This window comes from Streptomyces sp. NPDC093795, from assembly GCF_044764665.1.
Lineage (GTDB): Bacteria > Actinomycetota > Actinomycetes > Streptomycetales > Streptomycetaceae > Streptomyces.
The window spans coordinates 291,593-313,094 of the sequence record NZ_JBIWIO010000002.1 but is presented as its reverse complement, the minus strand read 5'-3'; the positions used below and the strand labels follow the sequence as shown (position 1 = coordinate 313,094).

Here is a 21,502-nt window from a genome sequence, read left to right as displayed (position 1 = left end):
CTGACCGCTAGCCCCGGGTGCGAACCAGTAGGCGGGGGGCCTGCTGACCTGCGCGTTCCCGGGCCACCCTCGTAGCCGACCTGTCACCGTTGGCCGCCAGCGGTCACCCGTGAGCCCCCTCGCACGGCCCAGAGACGGCCCAGCGCCCTCACTCATCCGACGCCGGCGCCCTGATCTTTGATGCGACTCTGCGTAAACCCGCCCGTAGAACCTCATCGTGGACTTAACATCGCGCCATGGCTACTGGTCTCTCCCCTATGAACCGCGCTTTCAACCTGGTCCCAAAGCGAGCCGAGTCGCGCCAAAGCGAACAACTCCGGGACACCTTCGTGGATTCCGGCGTGGCAATCGTAATGGAATCGGTCGATCATCAGATTCTGTACGGTAGGCGAGGTACGGGCAAAACCCACGCTTTTCGCTACCTTGAGACCGTAGTTAGAACACAAAGAGACATTCCCGTCTATCTCGACCTGCGCACCGTCGGCTCCCCTGAGGGACTATTCCTTGGGGAGGAGGTAAAACCTACCGAGCGTGCGTCAAGGCTCCTCGTCGACCTACTGAACCAGTTCCATGACGCGCTCATGGAAGTTACCCTGGAAGACGATGAACTGATCACAGATACATCTCTCATCTCCAAACTTGACGCCCTCTTGGATTCCATTTCTTCAGTGCGCGTAACTGGCGAAGTGGAAGTTTCAAAAGAAGGAGAGCGGACCGAATCATCGAAGTCTGGATTCGCGGCCAAACTCGGCTTCAAAGCTCCAGAAGTTGACCTTTCCGGGGAGGCGTCAGACGAAACTCGACGCCTCACCACAGAAACTCGACGCGGAACGGAGGGGATCTCTCTAAATTTCAGCGACATAGCGCGCGCCCTTCGACAGCTCTTCGAATCCATGCGAGAACGGCGAGTCTGGCTACTCCTCGATGAATGGAGTAGCGTGCCTGGCGATATTCAGCCCTACTTGGGTGAATTCCTGGTTCGTTGCCTTCTTCCATTGCGTGGCTTGACCGTGAAAGTGGCAGCCATCGAACAACAGACGAACTTTCGCACCACGCTGCCCAGCGGACAGCTCATCGGCCTGGAACTGGGGGCTGACATCGCCGCCAACGTCAGCTTGGATGAGTTCATGGTGTTCGAAGAAAACAAGGAGAGGTCGCGCGACTTCTTCAAGAGCCTATTCTTCAATCACCTCACACTCGGAGGGGCACCCAACTCTCCTATCGCTTCAGTCACTACCGCCCAGGGGATCGTTCGGCAAGGGTTCACCGATACGCGAGCGTTTGACGAATTGGTGAGAGCCGCCGAGGGCGTCCCCCGTGACGCATTGAATATCGCCGCAAAGGCTGCAGTTAGAGCCGCCATGGAGAAGATTTCTGTACATGACGTAAGGGCGGCAGGTCGAAGCTGGTTCCAATCCGACAAAGAGGCTGCCCTAAGGAGCAAAGAGGAGGCTTCACGACTTCTCAACTGGATCATCGATAAGGTGATCCGAGAACGCCGCGCACGCGGCTTCCTGGTAAACCAGAAGCAGGCCAGTAACGCTCTCTTGCTCGCTCTATTCGACGCCAGAGTCCTACACGTTGTCCGGCGAGGGTACTCAGCGCAGGACGAGCCAGGCGAGCGATACGACGTCTACGTAATCGACTACGGCGCATACGTAGACCTGATGCAGACACGTTATGCACCGCAGGGCGTTCTCCCAATCGGCCCCGAGAACGAAGAGCCCGAGTACGTGGAAGTGCCGACTCAAGACCTGCGGGCGATTCGTCGCGCTGTGCTTGATATTGACCTTTTCTTGTCCACGCTCCAGTCAAGCCGCTCCACGAATCCCTAAGGGCTGTCCCGCAAATGATCTGTAGGTCGCCTCGGGCGGGGTAGGCCGCGGTTCGACCCGCTGGCCTATCCGGCGAGGGCGAGGTTGTGCATCCGGGCGATGCCGAGCATGGCGTGGTGGACGCCGTCGCCCTTGAGACGGCAGTCGCGGAGGATCTTCCAGGTCTTCATGCGGGCGAAGACGTGCTCGACCCGGGCCCGGACCTGCTTGTGGGACTTGTTGTGTTCCTCTTTCCAGTCCGGGAGGTCACTCTGGCCGCGCTTGCGGCGGTGCGGGATGACGAGTCCGGTGCCCGGGTAGCCGCCGTCGGCGATCGTGAGCGTCTTGCCGACGGCGGCCTTAGCTCCGGACTCCTCCCACGCCTTGCAGTCGTTGCGGTTCCCGGCGAGCGGCCGGCCGACCACGACGACCAGGCGAGTGTCGGCGTCGATGACGACCTGGTGGTTGGTGGAGTACCGATAGTTCTTCGACCGCTCGGCCACGGTGTGGTCCCGGGTGGGAACCAGGGTGCCGTCCACGATCAGCACGGCGTCATTGGCGAACCGCTTGCGGGGCTGGAGAGCGAGCATCGGCCCGAGATGGTCGATGATCCGGTCCGCCGCCGACTTCGACACCCCGAACAGCGGAGCGAGCTGCCGCATGGTCAGGTTCGTGCGCCAGTACGCCGCGACCAGCAGGGCCCGGTCCTCCAGCGGAAGACTCCACGGCCGGCCCCTGCGGACCGCGTCCGCCCCCTCGCGCCGCAGCACTGTCACCATTCCCGAACTGCCTCGGGCTCAGCCCGGTGAACGGGGCTATCCAGGACGGCTCCGACGCCGTGATCACACCAGCCACAGCAAGATCATCACATCAGGGTCAGACGGAGGTCCCCCGCCCAGCTCTCGCAGCGGACGCGCCCTCTGGGGAATGAGAGCTCCAGAGCAACGCGTCCACTGTTCGGTTCGTGCTCTTCCCGCACCGCCAGAATGCTTTCCCCGATGTGATCCGCGAACGGTGTCTCGCTGCCGATCGCTCCCACAGTGACGCGTCCCGAGTCGCCCATGTCGTAGCCGGTGTGGGGCTCCGACTCCTCGACGATCAGGCACCCGTCCGATCCAGTCGTGACGTGAACGGTTGCACCCCGGTCATCGATCAGCCACACGTCCAGCGGCCCCGCGAGATCACCGCCGCCATACACGTGCCGCGAAGCGAGGACCTCCGTGAGCAGGCGCCCCGCGAGACTCTGGGCAGCCGCCCCGTCGCCGTGAAGCGGGCACCCGTTCGGCTTCTCAGACTCCATCGGCCGACAGTACCGCCAGCCGACCTACCAGCTCACAGCCTTATACGGGACAGCCTTTAGGCCGGCGGATCTGGTTTGGCCGGTGGCCCGCTCGGACCGTGCCCAGCGGGCCATAGGATGGGGCAGAGAAACGTTCAGAAGACCACCTGAACGACGCGCTCATCAGCCACGACGAGACCGGTACCGACGCGGAGCGACCACACCGGCCTCCGTCACATCGCGGCAGCAGCTGCTCCCCGCCCGCCCATTCCCGGTGGTGCGGTCGCCTCACGCTCCCGTCATCCGTGACGGCGGGGGTACGGGCCCCGCCCGACTCAAGCCCGGCAGTCGGCCGGCCCTGCGTAAGAGGCCACCCCTCTCTCGCCGCTGGCTGTCTTTTGGTCGTCCGTCCTTGCCGCAGTCGGCAGTGCTCGTGGCTACGCGTGCCATGTGACGGTTGCCGTGCTTGAAGGCTTGCTTTGGCTGCCCATCAACCCGAGCTGTCAGGCGTGCGGACGGCGGCCGGGCTGGAGCGGGGCGTCAGACAGGAGCGCAGGCCCGGGCGACGGGCCGCGCGCACCGCGCCGTGCGCGGTGGGTGCCTTGATGAAGTAGAGAAACTCTCACCGCACCGCGATGAGCTGCTTGCCGTCGTGGCTCCGCACATGGGGCCCCGCCCCGTCCAACGCATCCAGCAACCGAATCGCGTAGACCTCGGCCATGCGCTCTTCGACCTCCGCCGGCGTGAGCCACTCGACCGCTGTCGACTCGTCCGACGTTCGCTCGGCACCGCCCGCAGGCTTGCATCGGAAGACCAAAGCGACGATGCCCCTCGTCGTGTTCTTGTAGACCCCGGTCAACTCGTCCACCTGGACCTGGATGCCGGTTTCTTCCCAGACTTCGCGCACGACGCCTGCCTCTGGGGCCTCCGTGAGTTCGAGGACGCCGCCTGGCAGCTCCCACGTCCCGTTGTCGGCTCGGCGGATCGCGAGGAGGCGCCCGTCCTCTCGGACAACCGCTCCCGCCACCGACACGGAGTGCAGTGGCGTTGACTGGCCTTCGCGGGCGCTGTTACTCATGTACAGGAGCATAGGAGAGTGAGTAGGACCGTGGGAACTCCAGTAGGAGGTGGTCGAGCCGTACCTCGGTACGTGCAGATCGCCGATGAGATCGTTCAGCAGATCCGCGCGGGCGTGCTCAAGCCCGGCGAGATGGTGCCGAGCGAGTCTGAGCTCGTGGACCGTTACGGCGTCGCGGGCGGGACGATCCGTAAGGCCATGGTGGAGGTCAGGGCGAGTGGCCTGGTCGAGACCCGGCACGGTAAGGGTTCGATCGTGAAGGACCGGCCGCCTGTACGGCTTCGCTCCTCGGACCGGTTCCGTGCCTCGCACCGCCGGGGCGGTAAGGCCGCGTACCTCGCCGAGTCCGAGCAGTCCGGCGCCACCGCGAAGGTGAGTGTTCTGTACATCGGCCCCATGGAGGCGCCGGCCGAGATCGCCGAACGCCTGGACCTCGAAGTTGGGACGAAGGTTCTCGCCCGTCGCCGCCTGTACTTCCGGAACGGCACCCCGGTCGAGACGGCCTCCTCCTACCTGCCGTGGGACGTGGTCAAGGACATCCCGGAGCTGTTCGAGGAGAACCCGGGCCCTGGCGGCATCTACGCCCGACTCGAAGGTCAGGGCCACGTCTTCGCCGAGTTCGTCGAGACGCTCCAAGCACGGCCGGCCACGAAGGCAGAGGCATCGGAACTCGCGCTGAGCCCCGGTGCACCGGTGATCCACCTCCTCCGGAACGCGGTCACTGAGGAAGGACTTGTGGTCGAGGTCTGTGACACCCTCATGGCTGCTGACCAGTTCGTTTTCCAGTACCGCATCCCCGCCTCAGACTGACGCCAACTCAACTCCACGCAACCCGCTGCGATTTCCTCTTCGCGGCGGGTTGACTCATGTACAGGAGTGATGCACTCTTCTTCATGTCACTCCTATACAGGAGTGCACGAGCCCAACCTCTATAGAGGAGTGATCCGCTGTGCGTCAGATCCCCGTCGACACCTCCACGGCCATGGTGATGGTGGCCCAGCCCCCGGCCCCGAAGATCGCGAACCGGCAGACCGGGGAGGTCGCCACCGACCGCGAGACCGGCGCGACGATGATGACGATCGACGTCATGTTCGTCATGGACGGGAACGCCGAGATCCTGAACTTGACCGTCCCCGAGACCGGCATCTCCGGCGAGCTGGCCATGGGTACCCCGGTCGCCCTGACCGGCGTCGTCGCCCGGCCGTGGGAGAACGAGTTCAACGGCCAGAAGCGCCACGGCATCAGCTTCCGCGCCGTCGCCGTCACCTCCCTCGCCGCCACGAAGGCGGCCTGACCATGACCGCGTTAACGGTCGGCCTCGCCCTGGTCGCCACGGTCGCGCTGCTGCTGCGGTGGAAGCGTCCGGCCTGGTACTGGATGAGCTTCGGCATCGGCCTCGCGATCGTGCGGGTCCTGGTCCGGTACTCGTCCGTCATGGACGCGTGTGGGCTGACCGTCCCGCCCTCGCGCTGGCGCCTCACCCTGGCCCGCCTCACCGGCCGGCCGATTCCGGAATCCCGGTCCCCCCGGATCCTGCGGCTGCGGCCGACGCGGACGGGCCTGGTACTTCGGGTGAAACTCCGCCCGGGTCAGGACGCGTTCGACTTCTCGGCCGCCTCGGACCGGCTGCGACACTCGTTCGTCATGCGGAACGTCACCACCCGGGAGATCCGCTCGGGAGTGGTCGAACTGCGGATGACCGGCTACGACGTCCTCGAGCGCGTGCAGATGCCCGCCCTGCCTGGTGGCGGGGTGATGCGGGTGCCGGTCGCCATGCGGGAGGACGGGGAGGTCTACTACCGCGACTACCGCCAGATCCCCCACGCGCTGAACGTCGGCGCCACGCAGTCCGGCAAGTCCGTCTATCAACGCAACCTCGTCACCGCTCTCGCCACGCTGGACGTTGCCCTCGTCGGGATCGACTGCAAGCAGGGCGTCGAACTCGCCCCACTCGCGCGCAGGTTCACGGCCCTAGCGGACAATCCCGACACCGCCGCCGAGCTCCTCGACGCCCTCGTCGGGCACATGGAGGACGTCTACCAGATCATCCGGCGCGAGCAGCGGCTGAGCGCGGACATCCCGGACGCGGAGATCACCGCCGACATCTGGGACCTCCCCGACCACCTGCGCCCGACTCCGATCGTCCTGCTGGTCGACGAGGTCGCCGAACTCGCGCTCTACGCCACGAAGGACGAGGAGAAGCGCCGGGACCGGATCGTCACCTCTCTCGTGCGGCTCTCCCAGCTCGGTCGCGCCGCCGGCATCTACCTGGAGATCTGCGGACAGCGCTTCGGCTCCGAACTCGGTAAGGGCATCACCATGCTCCGTGCCCAGCTCACTGGCCGTACCGCCCACCGCGTCAACGACGAGACGTCCGCCAACATGGCCTTCGGCGACATCTCCCCGGACGCCGTGCTCGCCACCATCCAGATTCCCACCGACCGGCCCGGTACCGCCGTCGTCGGCGACTCCTCCGGCGGCTGGGTCCGCATCCGTACCCCGCACCTCACCCTGCGGCGGGCCGTGAACACCTGCAACGCGCACGCTCACCGCACTCCGGAGATCCCCGCGCTGGACGCCTTCCGGCCCGTCCTGCCGCCCCTGGCGAAGCCCTCGGCACCCGCCATCGCCACGGCTCCCGCCACTGCCTGACTCCCTCTGCTTCACGGCTGGCGTGACCGTCTCACGCCAGATCCCTACCCCTTGCATGCCTGGAACCGGAAAGGAAGTGCCCCGATGGCCGCTCGCAAGGCCACCGCCCGGAAGACCGCGCCGAAGAAGTGCCCCGACTGCACCGGCGCCGGTGAGACCGCCGAGACCGTACGCGTCGGCTCCCGCAGGCTCCGCGACACCGACCACCGACAGGCCGCCCTCTGCCTGACCTGCTTCGGCACCGGCGAAGCCACCACCTGACCCCTCGATCAAGGAAGGAGGTACCGCGATGCGCCCCACCCTGCGACCGGATGCCGTCCTCGTCCAGGCCGTGATCGCCGGTGCCCTGTCCTTCGCCCACCTGCACGACCTCGCCGAAGCCGCCGGCCAGACCGGATGGAAGGCATGGGCCTACCCCGTCTCCGTCGACCTCCTCCTCGTCGCCGCCTGGCACCGCCTCCGGAGCCTCAGGGCGGCCGGTGACTCGGCCCGCTCAGCCTGGACCTGGTTCATCGTCGCCCTGACCGCGTCCCTCGGCGCGAACGTCGCCACCGCCGGACTCCTCGACCTCGGCGACGTTCCGGACTGGCTGCGCATCCTCGTCGCCGGATGGCCCGCCCTCGCCTTCCTGGGCGGCACCCTCCTCGTCCACTCCCGTGAGCCTCGGCCGGTCGCCAAGCCGGTCACATCCGCGCCGGACACTGAGCAGCCCCCGTCCGTGGAAGCGGTCATCGAGCGGGACGACATGGCCGAGCCGGACCCGGAGATCACTCCCCCGCCGGCCCTCCCATCACCGGAGCCGGAGCCGGAGCCGGTCCCGGAACCCGCCCCCGTGGCCGTACCGCCGGCGCTCGTCGCTCACGCCCGGAAGGTCGCCGCCGACCACCGCGCCCGCACCGGCTACCCCATCGACGCCGACACCCTGCGTGCCCGCCTCGGCGTCCCGCCCCTGATGGCCAACGCCATCGCCAGCCAGCTCGCCTGAAAGGAGACCGCGATGCCCGCCCGCGACCGCTTCCACTCCGTGATGCGGATCGGCCCGGTGCAGATCGGCACCCACCGCGACCGCAACGGCCGCACCAAGTACGCCGCCGTCTGCACCGCCGACCGCTGCGGCTGGTCCGCCGACTACTCCAGCTCCTCCGCCGCCCAGCTCGCCGCCCGCACCCACCGCTGCACCGCCCGCTGACCCGAAGGAGAACCGCGTCATGGACGTCCCCCTCTGGCTCGCCCTGATCGTCGTCGGCGGCCTCGGCATCAAGCTCATCCGCCCGCCCTGGTGGCTCATCGCCGTGATCCTCCTCGGCGGCTACCTCCTCGCCGACAGCGTCCTCGCCCCGCTCATCGACACCACGATCAACAAGTAGGGAGAACCGTCATGCTCCAGCCGCGCATCCCGGTCAACCCGCTCCCGACCGGCCACACCATCCCGCTCGCCCAGCCCACCGCCCCGACGACCGCCGTCGAGCCGGTGGCCTGCCACCACGATCACACCCCCGCCCCGGCGCCGGTCACCGCGCCCCGGACCACGGTCCAGCTCACCCCCGGCAGCGCGCTCGCCCTCGCCGCCGGCGGCGGCACCGTCGTCCTGATCGTCGGCACCGTCCTCGTCTCCATGCTCCTCGCCGTCGCCATCACCGGCGTCTCCGTCGCCCTGATCGCCGTCGTCCTGCGCCTCATCGTCCGCGACATGCAGAAGAGCCGGTGACGGCCATGGACACGCAGACGATCGCAGCGGCGGGCTTACCGGCCCTCGGCTGGGCCCTGCACGGCGGACTGCTCTGGCGCCGCCTGGCCACCGCCCGCCGCGACCCGCTGACCGGCCTGCACACCCGCGCCGGATGGACCGCCCGCGCCGAACGCCTCATCGCCAAACACCCCGGCGCGCTCGTGCTCCTGGTCGACCTGGACGACTTCAAGGCCATCAACGACACCCACGGCCACGCCGCCGGAGACGCGGTCCTCACCGCCACCGCCCGGCGACTGGACGGCTGGTGCGGACGCCACGGCATCGCCGCCCGCCTCGGCGGAGACGAGTTCGCCGCCATCGTCACCAACCTTGGCGCCGCCAGTCTCTTCGACCTCTGGTCCGCCCTGGACCAGCCGGTCACGCACAACGGACACGTCCTGCCGGTCTCCGCCTCGGTCGGCTGCTGCCACCGCGACCAGCTGCCCGTACCGACCCTCACCGACGCCCTGTCCGCTGCCGACGCGGCGATGTACGCGGCCAAGGGCCACGGCAGGCGCAACAACACACGCTAAGCGGCCCCCGGGACGGCCTCCGTCGCCAAACTTCCGCCACCCCGGGCGCCTGAACCCCTCCCAGATCCACCGGACCCGAAAGGGAAAGCTCATGATGCCCCAGACCACCCCGCGCGTCTGCCGCGACTGCGACGGCTTCGCCGCCGTCACGATCACCACCGGCCTTCAGACGGCCACCGGCGCCCGGGACACCGTCCGCGTCAACTGCCCCACCTGCCGGGGCCTCGGCCACACCCTCCCCGCCGCCCTCACCCGCGCGGGGAAGTGACCACCTTGACCGACACCGCCACCGTGGCGGGCCTGGACTCGGCCACCCTGAGCGACATGCTTCGGGTGGCCGGGTCCACCGGCTTCGACCGCTGGAAGGAACAGATCCACCGCACCGGCGGCTGCTCCCAGCCCATCCACCTCCAGGGCTGGACCCTCACCCAGGACAAGACCACCGGCGAGACCCTCCACCGCTACTCCACCGACACCGAACCCGGCGGACGGCTCCGGGTCGCCTGCGGCAACCGGCGGGCCTCCCGCTGCCCCGCCTGCGCCTGGACCTACGCCGGAGACACCTACCACCTCATCCGCGCCGGCCTCGCCGGAGACGACCGTCGTGACATCCCCGCCGCCGTCCGCGAACACCCCCGCGTGTTCCTCACCCTCACCGCGCCGTCCTTCGGGCCCGTCCACAACCGGCCCGGCACCCGCCCCTGCCGCTGCGGCACCCGCCACCCCGAGGACGCCGCCGAACTGGGCACCCCGCTCGACCCCGAGTCGTACGACTACGTCGCCGCCGTCCTCTTCAACAACCACGCCGGACAACTCTGGGACCGCTTCGCCAAGCGGCTTAGCCGAGAGATCGCCGCCGCTGCCGGCCTCTCGCAGCGGGCATTGAAGGAGGTCGCCCGGATCTCCTACGGGAAGGTGGCCGAGTTCCAGAAGCGGGGCGCCGTCCACTTCCATGTCGTGGTCAGGCTCGACGGACCGGACGGACCGGACACCCCTCCCCCGTCCTGGGCCACCACCGAACTGCTCACGGCCTCGATCCAGTCCGCTGCCGCGCACTCATACACGACCGTCGCCGTCCCCGCCGCCGGTGAGCAGCCCGCCCGTCGGCTCCGCTGGGGCACCCAGCTCGACATCCGCCCTGTCAAAGCCTTCGGCGACGGCTCCGACATCACCGAACAGGCCGTGGCCTCCTACATCGCCAAGTACTCCACGAAAGCCGCCGAGACGACCGGCAGCCTCGATCGCCGCATCGGCAACCGGGAGGCCCTCGTCCTCCTCGGCGTCCCCGACCACACCCGCCGCCTCGTCGAAGCCTGCTTCGACCTCGACCCCCTCTACCCCGACCGCCGACTCCTCGCCTGGGCCCACATGCTCGGCTTCCGGGGCCACTTCTCCACAAAGTCCCGGCAGTACTCCACCACCCTGAGCGACCTCCGCCAGACCCGCGCCGACTACCGCGCCGCACAGGAACGCACCGCCCGCGGCTTCGACGACATCGAGCCGGACACCGTCCTCGTCCTCACTTCCTGGGCCTACGTCGGCCAAGGCCACACCCCCGGAGAGGCCGCCCTCGCCGCCTCCATCGCCCGAGACATCCAACTCAACCGCGAGACCGCCCGCGAAGCCCTACGCGCACTGCCTGAAGAGAAGGAGTGGTGACCATGCCGCACAGCCTCCCCGACCGGTACCTGACCCCGGTCGACGTCGCCGAACTCCTCGGCGTGCCCATCGAGACCATCTACCAGTGGCGGCGCAAGCGGATCGGCCCCCGGGGCTTCCGTGTCGGCCGGCACGTGCGCTTCGACCCCACCGACGTGCAGACCTGGGTTCAGGCACAGATGGAAGGGGCCGCTGCCTGATGGCCGGACACATCCAGGATCGATGGTTCAGAGTCGAGACCGGCCCCAACGGCAAGCCCCTCAAAGTCAAGACCGACCGCTACGGCATCGGTTTGCGCTACCGCGCTCGCTACGTCGGCCCCGACGGCTCGGAGAAGAGCAAGAGCTTCCCGGACAAGCAGAAGCGCTTGGCCGACGTCTGGCTGACCAACATCGAGGCCGACATGGCGCGGGGGCAGTACATCGACCCCAAGGCCAGTCGGACGACGTTCCGGGAGTACGCCGAGCGCTGGATCGCCGCTCTCACCACGGACCTGAGTAGCCGTGCGGCCGTCGAAGGACGCCTTCGCCTTCACGCACTGCCGTACCTCGGCGGCCGCCCCATCGGCTCGTTCCAGGCGGAGCACATCCGCGACTGGAGCCGGCAGCTCGAAGAGACCGTGGGGTCCGCCTCGTACCGACGACTCATCTTCGACGCGGTGTCCTCGGTGCTGAACGCTGCCGTGGACGATCGGCTCCTCGCCTCGAACCCCTGCCGGGCTCGGTCGGTCAAGGCTCCCCGGCCGGCGCCGACTCGGGTGCATCCCTGGTCCGCGTCCCAGGTCTTCGGGGTCCGTGCCGGCCTGCCTGAGCACTTCCAGGCGATGGTGGACGTGGGCGCCGGATGCGGGCTTCGGCAAGGGGAGATCTTCGGGGTCGCCGTCGACAACATCGGGGATCTCGGCTGGCTCTACGTCCGTCAGCAGGTGAAGAAGGTGCGAGGTGGGCTCGTCTTCGCTCCCCCGAAGCGCGGAAAGCTCCGGGACGTCCCCCTCGACCCCGAGGTCTCGGCGGCCCTGCGCGAGCACATGAAGCGCTTCCCGCCGGTCGAGGTGACGTTGCCGTGGCTGACGCCGAGCGGACCGAAGGTGACTCACCGGCTCGTGTTCACGGCGCCTGCCGGAACGGCCCTGTGGAGCAACGCCTTCAATGACCAGACGTGGAAGCCGGCGCTCGCCTCCGCCGGGATCATCCCGGTCCCGGAGAAGGGGCACCGGTACGCCGCCGCTCGTGAGCACGGGATGCACGCGCTCCGGCACTTCTACGCCTCGGTCCTCCTGGACGCCGGCGAGAACATCAAGGCGCTGAGTCTCTACCTCGGGCACAGCGATCCGGGGTTCACGCTCCGGGTGTACACGCACCTCATGCCGAGCAGCGAGACGCGGACTCGGAAAGCCATCAGTGCGATGTACCGGGCCGCCGGTCACGCTCACGACGGCCCAGAGACGGCCCAGGCTGCCTGAGACGGCCCCTCATCAGCGGGAAAACTGCTGGTGAGGGGCTGTTTTGTACCCTCCGCCGGAGAGAAACACCCCATCTTGCCTGACCGCTAGCCCCGGGCGGAAACCGGTAAGGCGGGGGCGGGGGGTCCGAGGGGGTCTCGGGGAGCTCGTACCGGGCGGTAGGGGAACGGGTCCGTACCGGGCGGTACGGGACGGAACGGGGACGGAACGGGGCCCGGACGTGCGACGACCCCGGGCGCTGGTGCGGTCCGGGGTCGTGCGGGGGTCACGGGGCGGGTCTGGTGTGACGCGGATCACCCTGTGGGGTCAGGCGCCGTCCCGGTGCCGGCGGGGCCGGCACCGGGGGCCTGGGCTCAGTGGCCGGCGGTCTTCTTCTTGCGGAGGAAGAACACCGCGCCGCCGCCGATCACGACGAGCGCGGCGGCGATGCCCGCGATCATCGGGGTGGCGTTGGAGCTGCCGGTCTCGGCGAGGTCGCCGCCACCGGTGGTGGTGCCGGTCGTGCCCGTGGTGCCGGTCGAGCCGCCCGCGGTGTCACCGGTGGTGCCGGTGGACGTCGACGGAGAGACCGACGGGGTGGGCTCGGTCGAGGGCTCCGTGGTGGGGGTCTCGGACGGCTTCGGGCCGGGGGTGGCCGTCTCGCAGTCCAGGACGCCCTCGAAGGTCTCCTCGAAGCCGTTCGGGCCGGTGATCGTGAACTTGTACGCCTCGTCCTCGGTGAGCGGGACCGGGATGGTCTTCGTCTCACCCGGGGCGACGGTGTGCGAGGTGCCCTTCAGGTCGAAGGTCCAGGCCTCGTCACCCTCGTTGGAGGCGACGACCTCGAGGCCACCCTTGGCGCAGTCCTTGGCGACCGTGACGGCCGGGACAGCGCCCGTCTTCGCCCAGGTCGCGGAGGCCTTGCCGGTGACCGTGGACTCGCTGGAGCCGGCCAGGATCAGGGTCTGCGAGGGGCCGTCGACGGAGACGAAGGCACGGCCGAGGGAGACCTTGGTGGTGGCCTCGGCGGTCAGCTCGGCGGCGCCGTCGGCGGTGCCGGCGGGAACGTCGAAGAAGACCTCGGTCTTGCCCTTCGGGACCTCGGTGACGGCCTTGCCGTCCTTGTCGACGACCGTGACGCCCGCGGGGGCGCCCGGGACGACCGAGACCTTGGCGGTCGCGGCGTTGGTGTCGACGGTGATCGGGCCGAGCTTCCCGCCGGCCTTACCGGCGACGGAGGCCGGGGAGACGCTCAGGGAGGCGGTCGGCTCGTCGAGCTGGACGGCCTTCTCGAGCAGCCACTTCTTCAGCGCCTCGGCGTCCGCCTCCTTCGGCGTCGCCGTGACGTCGTCGGAGAGGGTCCAGATCGCGGCCTGGGTGCCGGCCGCGGCCTCCTTCTTGTCGAGGTCGACGCCCACCTTGCCGCCGAGGGCCTCGGCGGAGAGCTTCGGGTAGGCGTTCTCCAGGATCCAGAGGATCTTGCCCGCGTTCGCGTTGTCGTGCAGGGAGGATTCGTCCCAGCCGACTTCCTTGTAGTCGAAGTCCTGCTTCGCCTCGGTACGGAGGTCGATGCAGTACGTGAAGAGGGTGCCCCCGCCATCGACCTCCATCTTGAACAGACCACCGTCGACCGGCCACTTGGAGCCGTTCTTCTCGGTGATCTCGACGGAGCCGGCGTCCTCGGTCATGCCGCCGAGCTTCGCCATCACACCGCCGGTACCCGAAGCACCGTCATCGGCGAGCGCCGGACCGGCGGTCGCGAGCGATCCGACTGCGACGAGGCCGGAGACCAGGGTCGCAGCGGCAAGGCGGGCAGCGCCGCGCCCTCGAACTGAAAACATTGCATTCCCCTCCGGGCGAGCCGCTCCGCGAACATGGTCAATTCGCGTGGGGGGAGCGCACGCCAGCAGATTCACAGACCCGATGGGCTCATGTGCCACATGAGTACCCGCGAATCCTAGGGATGCGGAACCCCCCGGTGCCCTGCCATACGTTCAGATAACCATTCCGTCTCGGAATCGTTATCACCCACGGCGAGTTGGTCGACAAATCGCCACAACGCAAGGTCAGGGGACGGTCACCAGTCGCGAAGTCTCGTGTGCCGTAGCCACCACCTCGGTCGCCACCTCGGTCGCCGCCTCGGTCACCGCCTCCGCCGCGGCCTCCGTCCACGGGTCCCGTTCCGGCGCCGGAACAAGGCCCTCCGCTTGCTCCGGATGCGGCCTGGGCTCGGGCCGCGCCGCCCGCCGGAAGGCCGCCGTACCCCGCGTCAGATCATGGCCCACGGCCAGCGCGGCCACGTCCACGAAGGTCTTGCGCCGGCCGTCGCGCTCGTCCTCACGCACCCTCAGGCGGCCGTGCACCACCAGTGGTTCCCCGACGGACACCGAGGCCGCGAGATTGGCGCCGAGCGACCGCCAGGCCGACACCGTGTAGAAGCTGGTGCTCCCGTCGGACCAGAGCCCCCGCTCACGGTCATAGCGGCGCTCGGTCACCGCGAAGCGGAACCTCGCCACCCCGCCGGTCGCCGTGTCCCGGTACTCCACCGCCGTCGCCACGTTGCCGACGAGCGTCACGGTCGTGTCGTTCATGGTCCCGCCCCCACCCTCTGCGTTCTCTTTCGGTCCCCACCATGCTGAGGCGGAAGGGAAGTTCCCGCCCGCGCCTGTGGACAGCTGCACGGATGGGCACAACTCCGTCATCCGGAAGAGTGAGGGGAGCGGAGCCGCTACCTCCCTCGTACACCCGCCCGTGTCGCACCCCAGCGGGTCGCGCCGAAGCGGCTCCCGCCGACGATCCGCGCCGAGGAACGGATCCCCACGACCGTCGCGTACTGCTCACGCACCTCCCGGTAGCGCATCAGCTCCGCCGCCACCGGGTCGAGCACCCGGGCCCGGCCGCAGGCCGCCGCCGCCTCGCGCAGGCGCCGTTCGGCCTCCTGCCCGTACCGCTTGGCCGGACCCTTCACCGCGCCCTCGCAGGCCCATTCGACGAGCGGTCCGCCGACGATGCCGCCGAGCATCACGAGGACCGCCGGGAGCAGCTCCGGTTCCACGACGCCGACGATCTGGCCCACCAGCCACAGCGCGCCGAAGATCTGCAGGAGCGTCATCACGACCTGGGCGAGGACGGCGGCGGGCCACCAAGCGGGCCGGGGCGGCCGGGCCGCCGGGTCTCCGATGGTGACCGTCAGCTCGTCCAGGGCCTCGGGCAGCCCCTCCGCCCCGCGGGCCGCCGCCTCGCGTACGGCCTGCGCCCAGGGTGTGGGGAGCCCGCGCGAGGCCTCGTCGGCGACGATCCGTACCGCCTGCTCCACGCACTGGCGTGCCGTCAGCTCGTCCTCGACCGGGGAGGAGAGGCGCGGGTCGGTGGAACCGTGGGCGCGCAGCCGTTCGTACCAGCGGTAGAGCCGTAGCCACGGCGTGCCGCAGGCGCGGATGGCGCCCCGGCGCCAGACCCGTTCGGCGGCCTCGCCGGCGGCCTGGGCGCCGACGGCGGCCGCGAGCCGGTCCGTGAAGGCCTCGCGGGCCCGCTCGTCGAGGCCGGGCCGACCGTCGGCGAGGTAGGCCGGGCGCAGCCGGGTGGCGGCGGCGTCGACGTCGGCGGCGAGCCGGCGCTCGGGGGCGGTGCGTTCCTGGACGAAACGGGCGACGAGTTCGCGGAGTTCGGGTACGCCGTCGCCGGTCAGGGCGGAGACGGCGAGGACGGTGGCGCCGGGTTCGCCGTGCTCGCCGAGCGCCACGCCGTCCTCGTCGAGGAGGCGGCGCAGGTCGTCGAGGACCAGGTCGGCGGCCTCCGTACCGAGCCGGTCGATCTGGTTGAGGACGACGAAGGTGACCTCGGCGTGCCCGGCGAGCGGCCGGAGGTAGCGCTCGTGGAGGGCGGCGTCCGCGTACTTCTCGGGGTCGACGACCCAGATGACGGCGTCGACGAGGCCGAGGACCCGGTCGACCTGGTCGCGGTGGGCGGTGACCGCCGAGTCGTGGTCGGGCAGGTCGATGAGGACGAGCCCATGGAGTTCGGTGTCGGCGGCGCCGCCCGCGAGGGGCCGGCGGCGGAGCCGGCTGGGGACGGCGAGCCGGTCGAGCAGTCCGGCGGCGCCTTCGGACCAGCTGAGCGCGATGGGCGCGGAGGTGGTGGGGCGACGCAGGCCGGTCTCCGAGACGGGTACGCCGGCGAGGGCGTTGAACAGCGTGGACTTGCCGCTTCCGGTGGCGCCGGCGATCGCGATCACGGTGTGCCGGGCGGAGAGCCGCTGCCGGGCGGCGGCCTCGTCGAGCACCCGCCCGGCCTCGGCGAGGGCCTCGCTCTCGACCCGCGTACGGGAGAGCCCGACGAGCTCGTGAAGGGCGTCGAGGCGGATACGGAGGGGGCCGCCGTAGCTCCCGCCGAGGGGCGGCAGGGTGTCCTCGTCCTGCGGACCGGCCTGGGCGGACCCGTCGCCGCCGGGGCCGACGCCGGCCGCGGCGGCCGTCCGCTGATCGGCGCGCCGGGCGATCAGCCCGTCGTCCCAGCGGCGCCGGTCGCGGCCACCGTCACCGCCGCTGTCGCCGTCATCGTTGCCGTCACCGTCGGCGTAGGCGTCGGCGTCACGCGCGCGGCCGAGGTCCCCAGCCCCACCAGGTTCCGCACCCGATTTCCCCCCCGGTCCCCCACCCGATTCCCTACGCAGACCTCCCCCGCGATCGCCGTCCCCGCCCCCGCCGCCCCCGTCCACATCCACATCCACATCAACCACGTCACTTCTCCTTCTGCAGTACGGAGAGCGCGGCGATCAGCTCCGCCTGCGGCTCGGGGGTCACGTCGAGTGCTTCGAGGGGCGCGAGGAGCCGGTCGCGTTCGGCGTGCAGGACTCGGTCGACGTACGCGAGGACGAGTTCGCCGCCCTTGTCGCGCAGACGCAGGGCCGACTGGGCGCCGAGGAGTTCGGCGAGTCGCTCACCCGCGGGCCGGGTGCGCCGCCCGCCGAGGAGGGCGGCGGCGAGGAGGGCGGCGACGGTGTCGGCCTCGGGGGCGCCCGTACGGGAGGTGGAGGGGCGCTCCGCCCCGCGTACCTCGTCCTCGGCGAGTTCTTCCAGGACGCGGCGCCAGCGCCGCGCCTCGACGCCGATCCGCTCTCCCACCTCGCGGTCGGCGCCGGTCCGTACGGGGCCCAGGGCGGCGGCGGCGGGTTCGCGGCGCCAGGCGTCGTCGACGCGTTCCTCGGCGGCGGAGACCGCGCAGTGGAGAAGGGCGGCGAGGGACTCGACGAGTGCGTCGAGGAGTTCGTCGGCGGTGCTGTCGCGGGGGTAGCCGCGCCAGCGGGTGCGGGCGTCGCCGGCGAGGACGGCGCCGCGGCCGAGCAGGGTGCGGACGCGCTTTCGCTGCTCGCCGTAGGCGGCTTCGACGGCGCCGCCGAGGCGGACGGCGGCGGCGTACTGCGCGGCGACGGCGGCGGCCAGCTCGGGGAGCCGGGCGTCGAGGGAGTCGATGACGCCGGAGGCGGTACGGTCCGCGGCCTGCTGCCGGGCGGCCGGGTCCCCGGCGCTGTGGGCGAGCCAGCCGCGCAGGGCGGCGACGGCGCTGTCGGGCAGGAGGCCGCTGCCGCCGTCTGCGGACTCGGGCAGCTCGGGGATGGTGAAGCGGGGTACGTCGCCGAGGCCCGCCTTGTCGAGCAGGGCCGCGTACTGCCGGGAGACCTCGCCGATGACCTGGTGGGGGACGCGGTCGAGGACGGTGACGAGGGTGACGTCGTACTCCTTGGCGGTACGGAGCAGATGCCAGGGCACGGCGTCGGCGTACCGGGAGGCGGTGGTGACCATGACCCAGATGTCGGCGGCGCAGATCAACTCGGCGGCGAGGAGGCGGTTCTCGACGACGAGGGAGTCGATGTCGGGCGCGTCGAGGAGGGCCAGCCCCCGGGGCACGGTGGAGGCCGTCTCGACGCGCAGGGCGTTCTCCTCGGGGGGCTCCTCCGGGGGGTGGTCGTCGTCGGTCTGGGGCAGCCAGACGCGGGTGAGCTGCGGGAGGACGCGCATTCCGGCGAACCAGTGGTGGTCCTCGGGGTGGCACACGAGCACGGGTGTGCGGGTGGTGGGTCTGAGCACGCCGGACTCGCTGACGCGCCGCCCGACAAGGGAGTTGACGAGCGTGGACTTCCCGGCTCCGGTGGAGCCGCCGACGACGGCGAGGAGCGGGGCGTCGGGATCTTTCAGGCGAGGTACGAGGTAATCGTCGAGCTGGGCGAGCAGCTCGGCCCGGGTCTGCCGGGCACGTGGTGTGTCGGGGAGGGGCAGGGGGAGACGCACGGCGGCGACACGGTCGCGCAGGGCGGAGAGTGCGTCGATCAGCTGAGGCCGTTCGTCCAAGGTCACCACATGCGAAGAATGCCCAATTTATGAGTGTTTTTGAAGCCTATTGCGGCCCTGCGCGCCGAAGAGAGCGGCGGCGACCGGAACCTCAGGCATAACGAGTGCACAACACCCGCCCCGAGCGATGCGAAAAGCGCTGCGCAAATCGCACCTGCCTGCGATTATCGTTCCGCTTCACCGAACCTCCACATCGTGCCACGCAGGTGAAGCAACCGGGCCAAGGCGATCGGAGCCCTATCCTTGTCCCGTCAGGCCACACCCCACCCACAAGGGGCTCCTGGCCACACGGCCACCACCCGGCCCCCGTAGCTCAGTGGATAGAGCAGGTGCCTTCTAAGCACTTGGCCGCAGGTTCGAGTCCTGCCGGGGGCGCTCCGCGATCGACCCTCCTTCGGGAGGGTCTTTTTGCTGGTCGGGACAGATTTGCGGCCGAGGGCAGGAGCTCCGGGGAGAGACGCCGGGATGGCTCGATCTGTCCGGCTGAAACCGGCCCAGGGCGGCCTCCGGCGGGCAGACAGGAACGCTGGACGGGATGCGGCGGGCGAGCGAGGAGGCGAAGACCGCCACCAGGTCGTGCGGGGCGCGCTGCTGCTGAAGCTGGCGACCACAAGTACGGGTCCCTGGCGTCCGGGGCGCGGGTCGGCATCGCGGTCGAGCGGGGAGTCGTCGTGGTGCTGCCGGTACAGGGCGCCTCCATGCGGTTGAGGTTCCGGGCGGTCGCCTACGTTGACGTGGCCACGGGGTGTATCCAGTCCCTTGGGTGGTCTCCGCGCGCAGTCACTGCGTAGTGGGTCGGCGAGGAAATGGGGAGACGGGACCAACGGGGCGTTGGCAGGATGTCTGCGCTGCACGCTCGACGCGAAAGGACCTGGCCGCCATGGCTCGTGCCATCACCTTGATTCGCTCCGCCTCTCTCTCCGATGTCGCGGAGTACGCCTACGCGGCCACGGCACCTGCTGAGGCACGTCTGATCTTCCTCGCCGGGGCGTGTCCGCTCAACGACGACGGCTCCACTGCAGCGATCGGGGACTACGCCGGTCAGGCAGCGAAAGCCATCGAGAACATGCGGGCCGCTCTCGGGGACTCCGGCGCGTCACTCCGGGACGTCATCAGTACAAGGGTTCTCGTCGCATCGGCCCGGCGGGAGGACCTGGTGGCTGCCTGGGAGGTGGTCCGGGAAGCGTTCGGTGACCACGATGTCCCCAGTACTTTGCTGGGTGTCACCGTGCTCGGCTACAAGGACCAGCTCGTCGAGATCGAGGCCGTCGCCGCCGTGCTCGATTCTTGAGACCCGTTGACATTCACTGGGAGCCGAGCAGGGCCGTGGATGTGAACAGTTGCCGTCCTGCGGCTCATGCCATAGGCCGACCGGTCGACAAGGTCGAATGACACGATGACTGGCTTCAGTGTCGAAGGACAACTGGCCCAGCAGAAGGGGCCGGCCACGACCGAGCTCCTCTGATTCAGCATCACGGCCACGCTCAACGCCTGTCAGAGACGGGTGTGATGATCCGTCGCATGGCTACCTGGCTCGACCGCACCGACTTCGCCCGCTACGTGCTCATCCCGGAGGAACTCCTTCCGACCTGGGAAGGGAGCGAGGCGGACGACGTGATCGACGAGTACGTCTCGGCCCTGCGGATGGCCGGCCGCGACATCCTGACGCTCGGCGCCGAGCCCCTGTCCGTCACCTGGCTCGCCGAGCCCCTCACGTTCGCACGCTGGTGCTACGCCGACGACGACACGGGACTGCTGTCCGCCGTCCACGCCGCCACGACAGCCGACGGCTGGAAGGACATCCTCTCCCTCGAACTCGGAGGGCGATACGTCCTCGCCGACGCCGCCTACGAGGCCGCCAGGATCCTCGGCTCCCTGCAGGATGCACAGCAGCCGGCGGAGGCGCTCCGCGTCGATCCGTGCCGCTCGCCCCCCCGAGAGGGACCCTGTCGCCCGGCTCGGGGCAGGCCTGTGCCAGACACGCCTCGCGAGATACCCTTTCTATATGTCCGAAATAAGCAATGAAGTCCATCTGGCGCTCAGTGGTCGCATCACGTTCGAGCAGGACATCAATGTGGCCCAGGGCGCACAGGTAATCGCCATCATCCAGGCCCCTACGGGGCTGATCCGCGCCACTCCGGGCCCCGAGCCGCCCGATTCGCTCCCCGAACTCTCTCCGTCAAGGGAAGAGAACATCCGAGAGCTGCCTTCCCGCGGCCAGCCGGCGCGGCAGCCATTGCCGGAGAGTCCCCGCCACGCCCTCGACGCCTCCGGTGCGAAGACTGTCCCGGAGAAGATCACCGCCTTCGCCGCCTACCTGACACTGGTGGAAGGCCGCGAGACATTTGGCCACCAGGATCTTCGAAGACTCTTCGAGCGGGCGCGCGAACGCATCCCCACGCACTTCTCGCGGGAGTTCGACAAGGCCGTGCGGGCCGGCTGGATCCACGAAGGAACGGAGAGAGGTTCCTACTACTTCTCCGACTCCCTCCTAAACCTCCTCGAAGACGGCTACGAAAGCCACCGGAGCAAGCGCACCCGCACATCATCGGCATCAGCAGCCACCCCCCGTGCGAACGCACGGCGGAAACCACGCAGGCTCACCGTGCCCGACGACTTCTCCGAGATCGACCACGTTCCGGCGTCCATCGACGGCGTGCCGCCCTACCAGCAGATCAAGCTCAAGCGCGACCGGCTCCTCTGGGCGATCAAGCTGGCGAAGGAACTGGGCGTACCCGCACTGAAGACCAGCGACGTCACCTGGCTGACCGACAAACTCGGCGACGCCATCCTTTCCCGTGACATCACGGCGCACTTCAAGGGCCTGCATCGCGACGGTCTCGCCAACCGATCAGTGATCGACAACGCCATGCGGATCACCGAGAAGGGTGAGGAGTACCTCGCCGCCCTCTGACCCACGTACGCAAGCAGGTCCGGCCTCGGCGGCCATCCGCCCCAACCGTCCGCCCG

At 69.4% G+C, this 21,502-nt stretch carries 23 protein-coding genes, 1 tRNA gene and 1 pseudogene; 18 read left to right on the top strand and 7 right to left on the bottom strand.

Annotated features, from left to right (window positions below; genetic code table 11):
* The first annotated feature begins 236 nt into the window (after positions 1-236).
* Positions 237-1,835 carry a hypothetical protein gene (locus ACIRB7_RS06480; RefSeq protein WP_403593208.1) on the top strand — a complete coding sequence of 533 codons (1,599 nt, stop codon included), beginning with the start codon at positions 237-239 and terminating at the stop codon, positions 1,833-1,835.
* A gap of 65 nt (positions 1,836-1,900) precedes the next feature.
* Here ACIRB7_RS06480 and ACIRB7_RS06475 read toward each other — a convergent pair.
* The 3 genes and pseudogenes from ACIRB7_RS06475 to ACIRB7_RS06465 form a co-directional block, all read right to left on the bottom strand.
* Positions 1,901-2,669 (bottom strand): annotated as a pseudogene (locus ACIRB7_RS06475) (transposase).
* A gap of 10 nt (positions 2,670-2,679) precedes the next feature.
* A complete protein-coding gene (locus ACIRB7_RS06470) occupies positions 2,680-3,114 on the bottom strand; it encodes a hypothetical protein (RefSeq protein ID WP_403593205.1) in 435 nt (144 codons plus the stop codon).
* A 601-nt stretch (positions 3,115-3,715) separates the two neighbouring features.
* Entirely contained in the window at positions 3,716-4,183 is a 468-nt protein-coding gene (locus ACIRB7_RS06465) for an NUDIX domain-containing protein (protein WP_403593203.1), read from the bottom strand.
* 18 nt (positions 4,184-4,201) lie between these two features.
* Between ACIRB7_RS06465 and ACIRB7_RS06460 the strand changes: the two genes are divergently transcribed.
* The 13 genes from ACIRB7_RS06460 to ACIRB7_RS06400 all read left to right on the top strand — a co-directional run bounded on the left by ACIRB7_RS06460 (position 4,202) and on the right by ACIRB7_RS06400 (position 12,206).
* Positions 4,202-4,981: a GntR family transcriptional regulator gene (locus ACIRB7_RS06460; RefSeq protein ID WP_403593200.1), complete on the top strand. Its 780-nt coding sequence runs from the start codon at positions 4,202-4,204 to the stop codon at positions 4,979-4,981.
* 139 nt (positions 4,982-5,120) lie between these two features.
* The gene (locus ACIRB7_RS06455) at positions 5,121-5,465 is read left to right on the top strand and encodes a hypothetical protein (protein WP_403593197.1); all 345 of its coding nucleotides are present in this window, start codon (positions 5,121-5,123) and stop codon (positions 5,463-5,465) included.
* 2 nt (positions 5,466-5,467) lie between these two features.
* On the top strand, positions 5,468-6,823 hold the full coding sequence (locus ACIRB7_RS06450; protein ID WP_403593194.1) for an FtsK/SpoIIIE domain-containing protein: 1,356 nt from the start codon (positions 5,468-5,470) through the stop codon (positions 6,821-6,823).
* An 84-nt stretch (positions 6,824-6,907) separates the two neighbouring features.
* The gene (locus ACIRB7_RS06445) at positions 6,908-7,084 is read left to right on the top strand and encodes a hypothetical protein (protein WP_403593191.1); all 177 of its coding nucleotides are present in this window, start codon (positions 6,908-6,910) and stop codon (positions 7,082-7,084) included.
* 28 nt (positions 7,085-7,112) lie between these two features.
* A complete protein-coding gene (locus ACIRB7_RS06440; protein ID WP_403593188.1) occupies positions 7,113-7,808 on the top strand; it encodes a DUF2637 domain-containing protein in 696 nt (231 codons plus the stop codon).
* Between the two features lie 12 nt (positions 7,809-7,820).
* Entirely contained in the window at positions 7,821-8,012 is a 192-nt protein-coding gene (locus ACIRB7_RS06435) for a mobile element transfer protein (RefSeq protein ID WP_121828191.1), read from the top strand.
* Between the two features lie 19 nt (positions 8,013-8,031).
* Entirely contained in the window at positions 8,032-8,190 is a 159-nt protein-coding gene (locus ACIRB7_RS06430; RefSeq protein WP_403593185.1) for a hypothetical protein, read from the top strand.
* A gap of 11 nt (positions 8,191-8,201) precedes the next feature.
* Positions 8,202-8,531, top strand: coding sequence for a SpdD-like protein (locus ACIRB7_RS06425; RefSeq protein ID WP_403593182.1), 330 nt, complete (start codon positions 8,202-8,204; stop codon positions 8,529-8,531).
* Positions 8,532-8,536: 5 nt separating this feature from the next.
* Positions 8,537-9,085 (top strand): GGDEF domain-containing protein, encoded by a 549-nt coding sequence (locus tag ACIRB7_RS06420; protein ID WP_403593180.1) that lies wholly within the window; start codon positions 8,537-8,539, stop codon positions 9,083-9,085.
* Between the two features lie 91 nt (positions 9,086-9,176).
* Positions 9,177-9,353 (top strand): hypothetical protein, encoded by a 177-nt coding sequence (locus tag ACIRB7_RS06415; protein WP_403593177.1) that lies wholly within the window; start codon positions 9,177-9,179, stop codon positions 9,351-9,353.
* A complete protein-coding gene (gene repSA, locus ACIRB7_RS06410; RefSeq protein ID WP_403593174.1) occupies positions 9,350-10,744 on the top strand; it encodes a replication initiator protein RepSA in 1,395 nt (464 codons plus the stop codon). Before ACIRB7_RS06415 ends, repSA begins: the two co-directional genes overlap by 4 nt.
* A 2-nt stretch (positions 10,745-10,746) precedes the next feature.
* Positions 10,747-10,944 carry a helix-turn-helix transcriptional regulator gene (locus ACIRB7_RS06405; protein ID WP_403593173.1) on the top strand — a complete coding sequence of 66 codons (198 nt, stop codon included), beginning with the start codon at positions 10,747-10,749 and terminating at the stop codon, positions 10,942-10,944.
* Positions 10,944-12,206: a tyrosine-type recombinase/integrase gene (locus ACIRB7_RS06400; protein ID WP_403593170.1), complete on the top strand. Its 1,263-nt coding sequence runs from the start codon at positions 10,944-10,946 to the stop codon at positions 12,204-12,206. Before ACIRB7_RS06405 ends, ACIRB7_RS06400 begins: the two co-directional genes overlap by 1 nt.
* Before the next feature lie 353 nt (positions 12,207-12,559).
* On the opposite strand, the gene ACIRB7_RS06395 is transcribed toward ACIRB7_RS06400, so the two are convergent.
* The 4 genes from ACIRB7_RS06395 to ACIRB7_RS06380 form a co-directional block, all read right to left on the bottom strand.
* Positions 12,560-14,026 (bottom strand): LAETG motif-containing sortase-dependent surface protein, encoded by a 1,467-nt coding sequence (locus tag ACIRB7_RS06395; RefSeq protein WP_403593167.1) that lies wholly within the window; start codon positions 14,024-14,026, stop codon positions 12,560-12,562.
* A 225-nt stretch (positions 14,027-14,251) separates the two neighbouring features.
* A complete protein-coding gene (locus tag ACIRB7_RS06390) occupies positions 14,252-14,776 on the bottom strand; it encodes a single-stranded DNA-binding protein (protein ID WP_403593164.1) in 525 nt (174 codons plus the stop codon).
* A gap of 137 nt (positions 14,777-14,913) precedes the next feature.
* On the bottom strand, positions 14,914-16,914 hold the full coding sequence (locus ACIRB7_RS06385) for a GTP-binding protein (RefSeq protein ID WP_403594362.1): 2,001 nt from the start codon (positions 16,912-16,914) through the stop codon (positions 14,914-14,916).
* A gap of 10 nt (positions 16,915-16,924) precedes the next feature.
* The gene (locus ACIRB7_RS06380; protein WP_403593161.1) at positions 16,925-18,541 is read right to left on the bottom strand and encodes a dynamin family protein; all 1,617 of its coding nucleotides are present in this window, start codon (positions 18,539-18,541) and stop codon (positions 16,925-16,927) included.
* Positions 18,542-18,834: 293 nt separating this feature from the next.
* Here ACIRB7_RS06380 and ACIRB7_RS06375 point away from each other — a divergent pair.
* From ACIRB7_RS06375 to ACIRB7_RS06360, 4 genes are all read left to right on the top strand, one after another.
* Positions 18,835-18,907 (top strand) — tRNA-Arg (locus ACIRB7_RS06375).
* 505 nt (positions 18,908-19,412) lie between these two features.
* Positions 19,413-19,823, top strand: a complete 411-nt coding sequence (locus ACIRB7_RS06370; protein WP_403593158.1) for a RidA family protein — start codon at positions 19,413-19,415, stop codon at positions 19,821-19,823.
* A 230-nt stretch (positions 19,824-20,053) separates the two neighbouring features.
* Positions 20,054-20,557: an Imm21 family immunity protein gene (locus tag ACIRB7_RS06365; RefSeq protein ID WP_403593155.1), complete on the top strand. Its 504-nt coding sequence runs from the start codon at positions 20,054-20,056 to the stop codon at positions 20,555-20,557.
* Positions 20,538-21,446: a hypothetical protein gene (locus ACIRB7_RS06360; RefSeq protein WP_403593152.1), complete on the top strand. Its 909-nt coding sequence runs from the start codon at positions 20,538-20,540 to the stop codon at positions 21,444-21,446. Before ACIRB7_RS06365 ends, ACIRB7_RS06360 begins: the two co-directional genes overlap by 20 nt.
* The last annotated feature ends 56 nt before the right edge of the window (positions 21,447-21,502 follow it).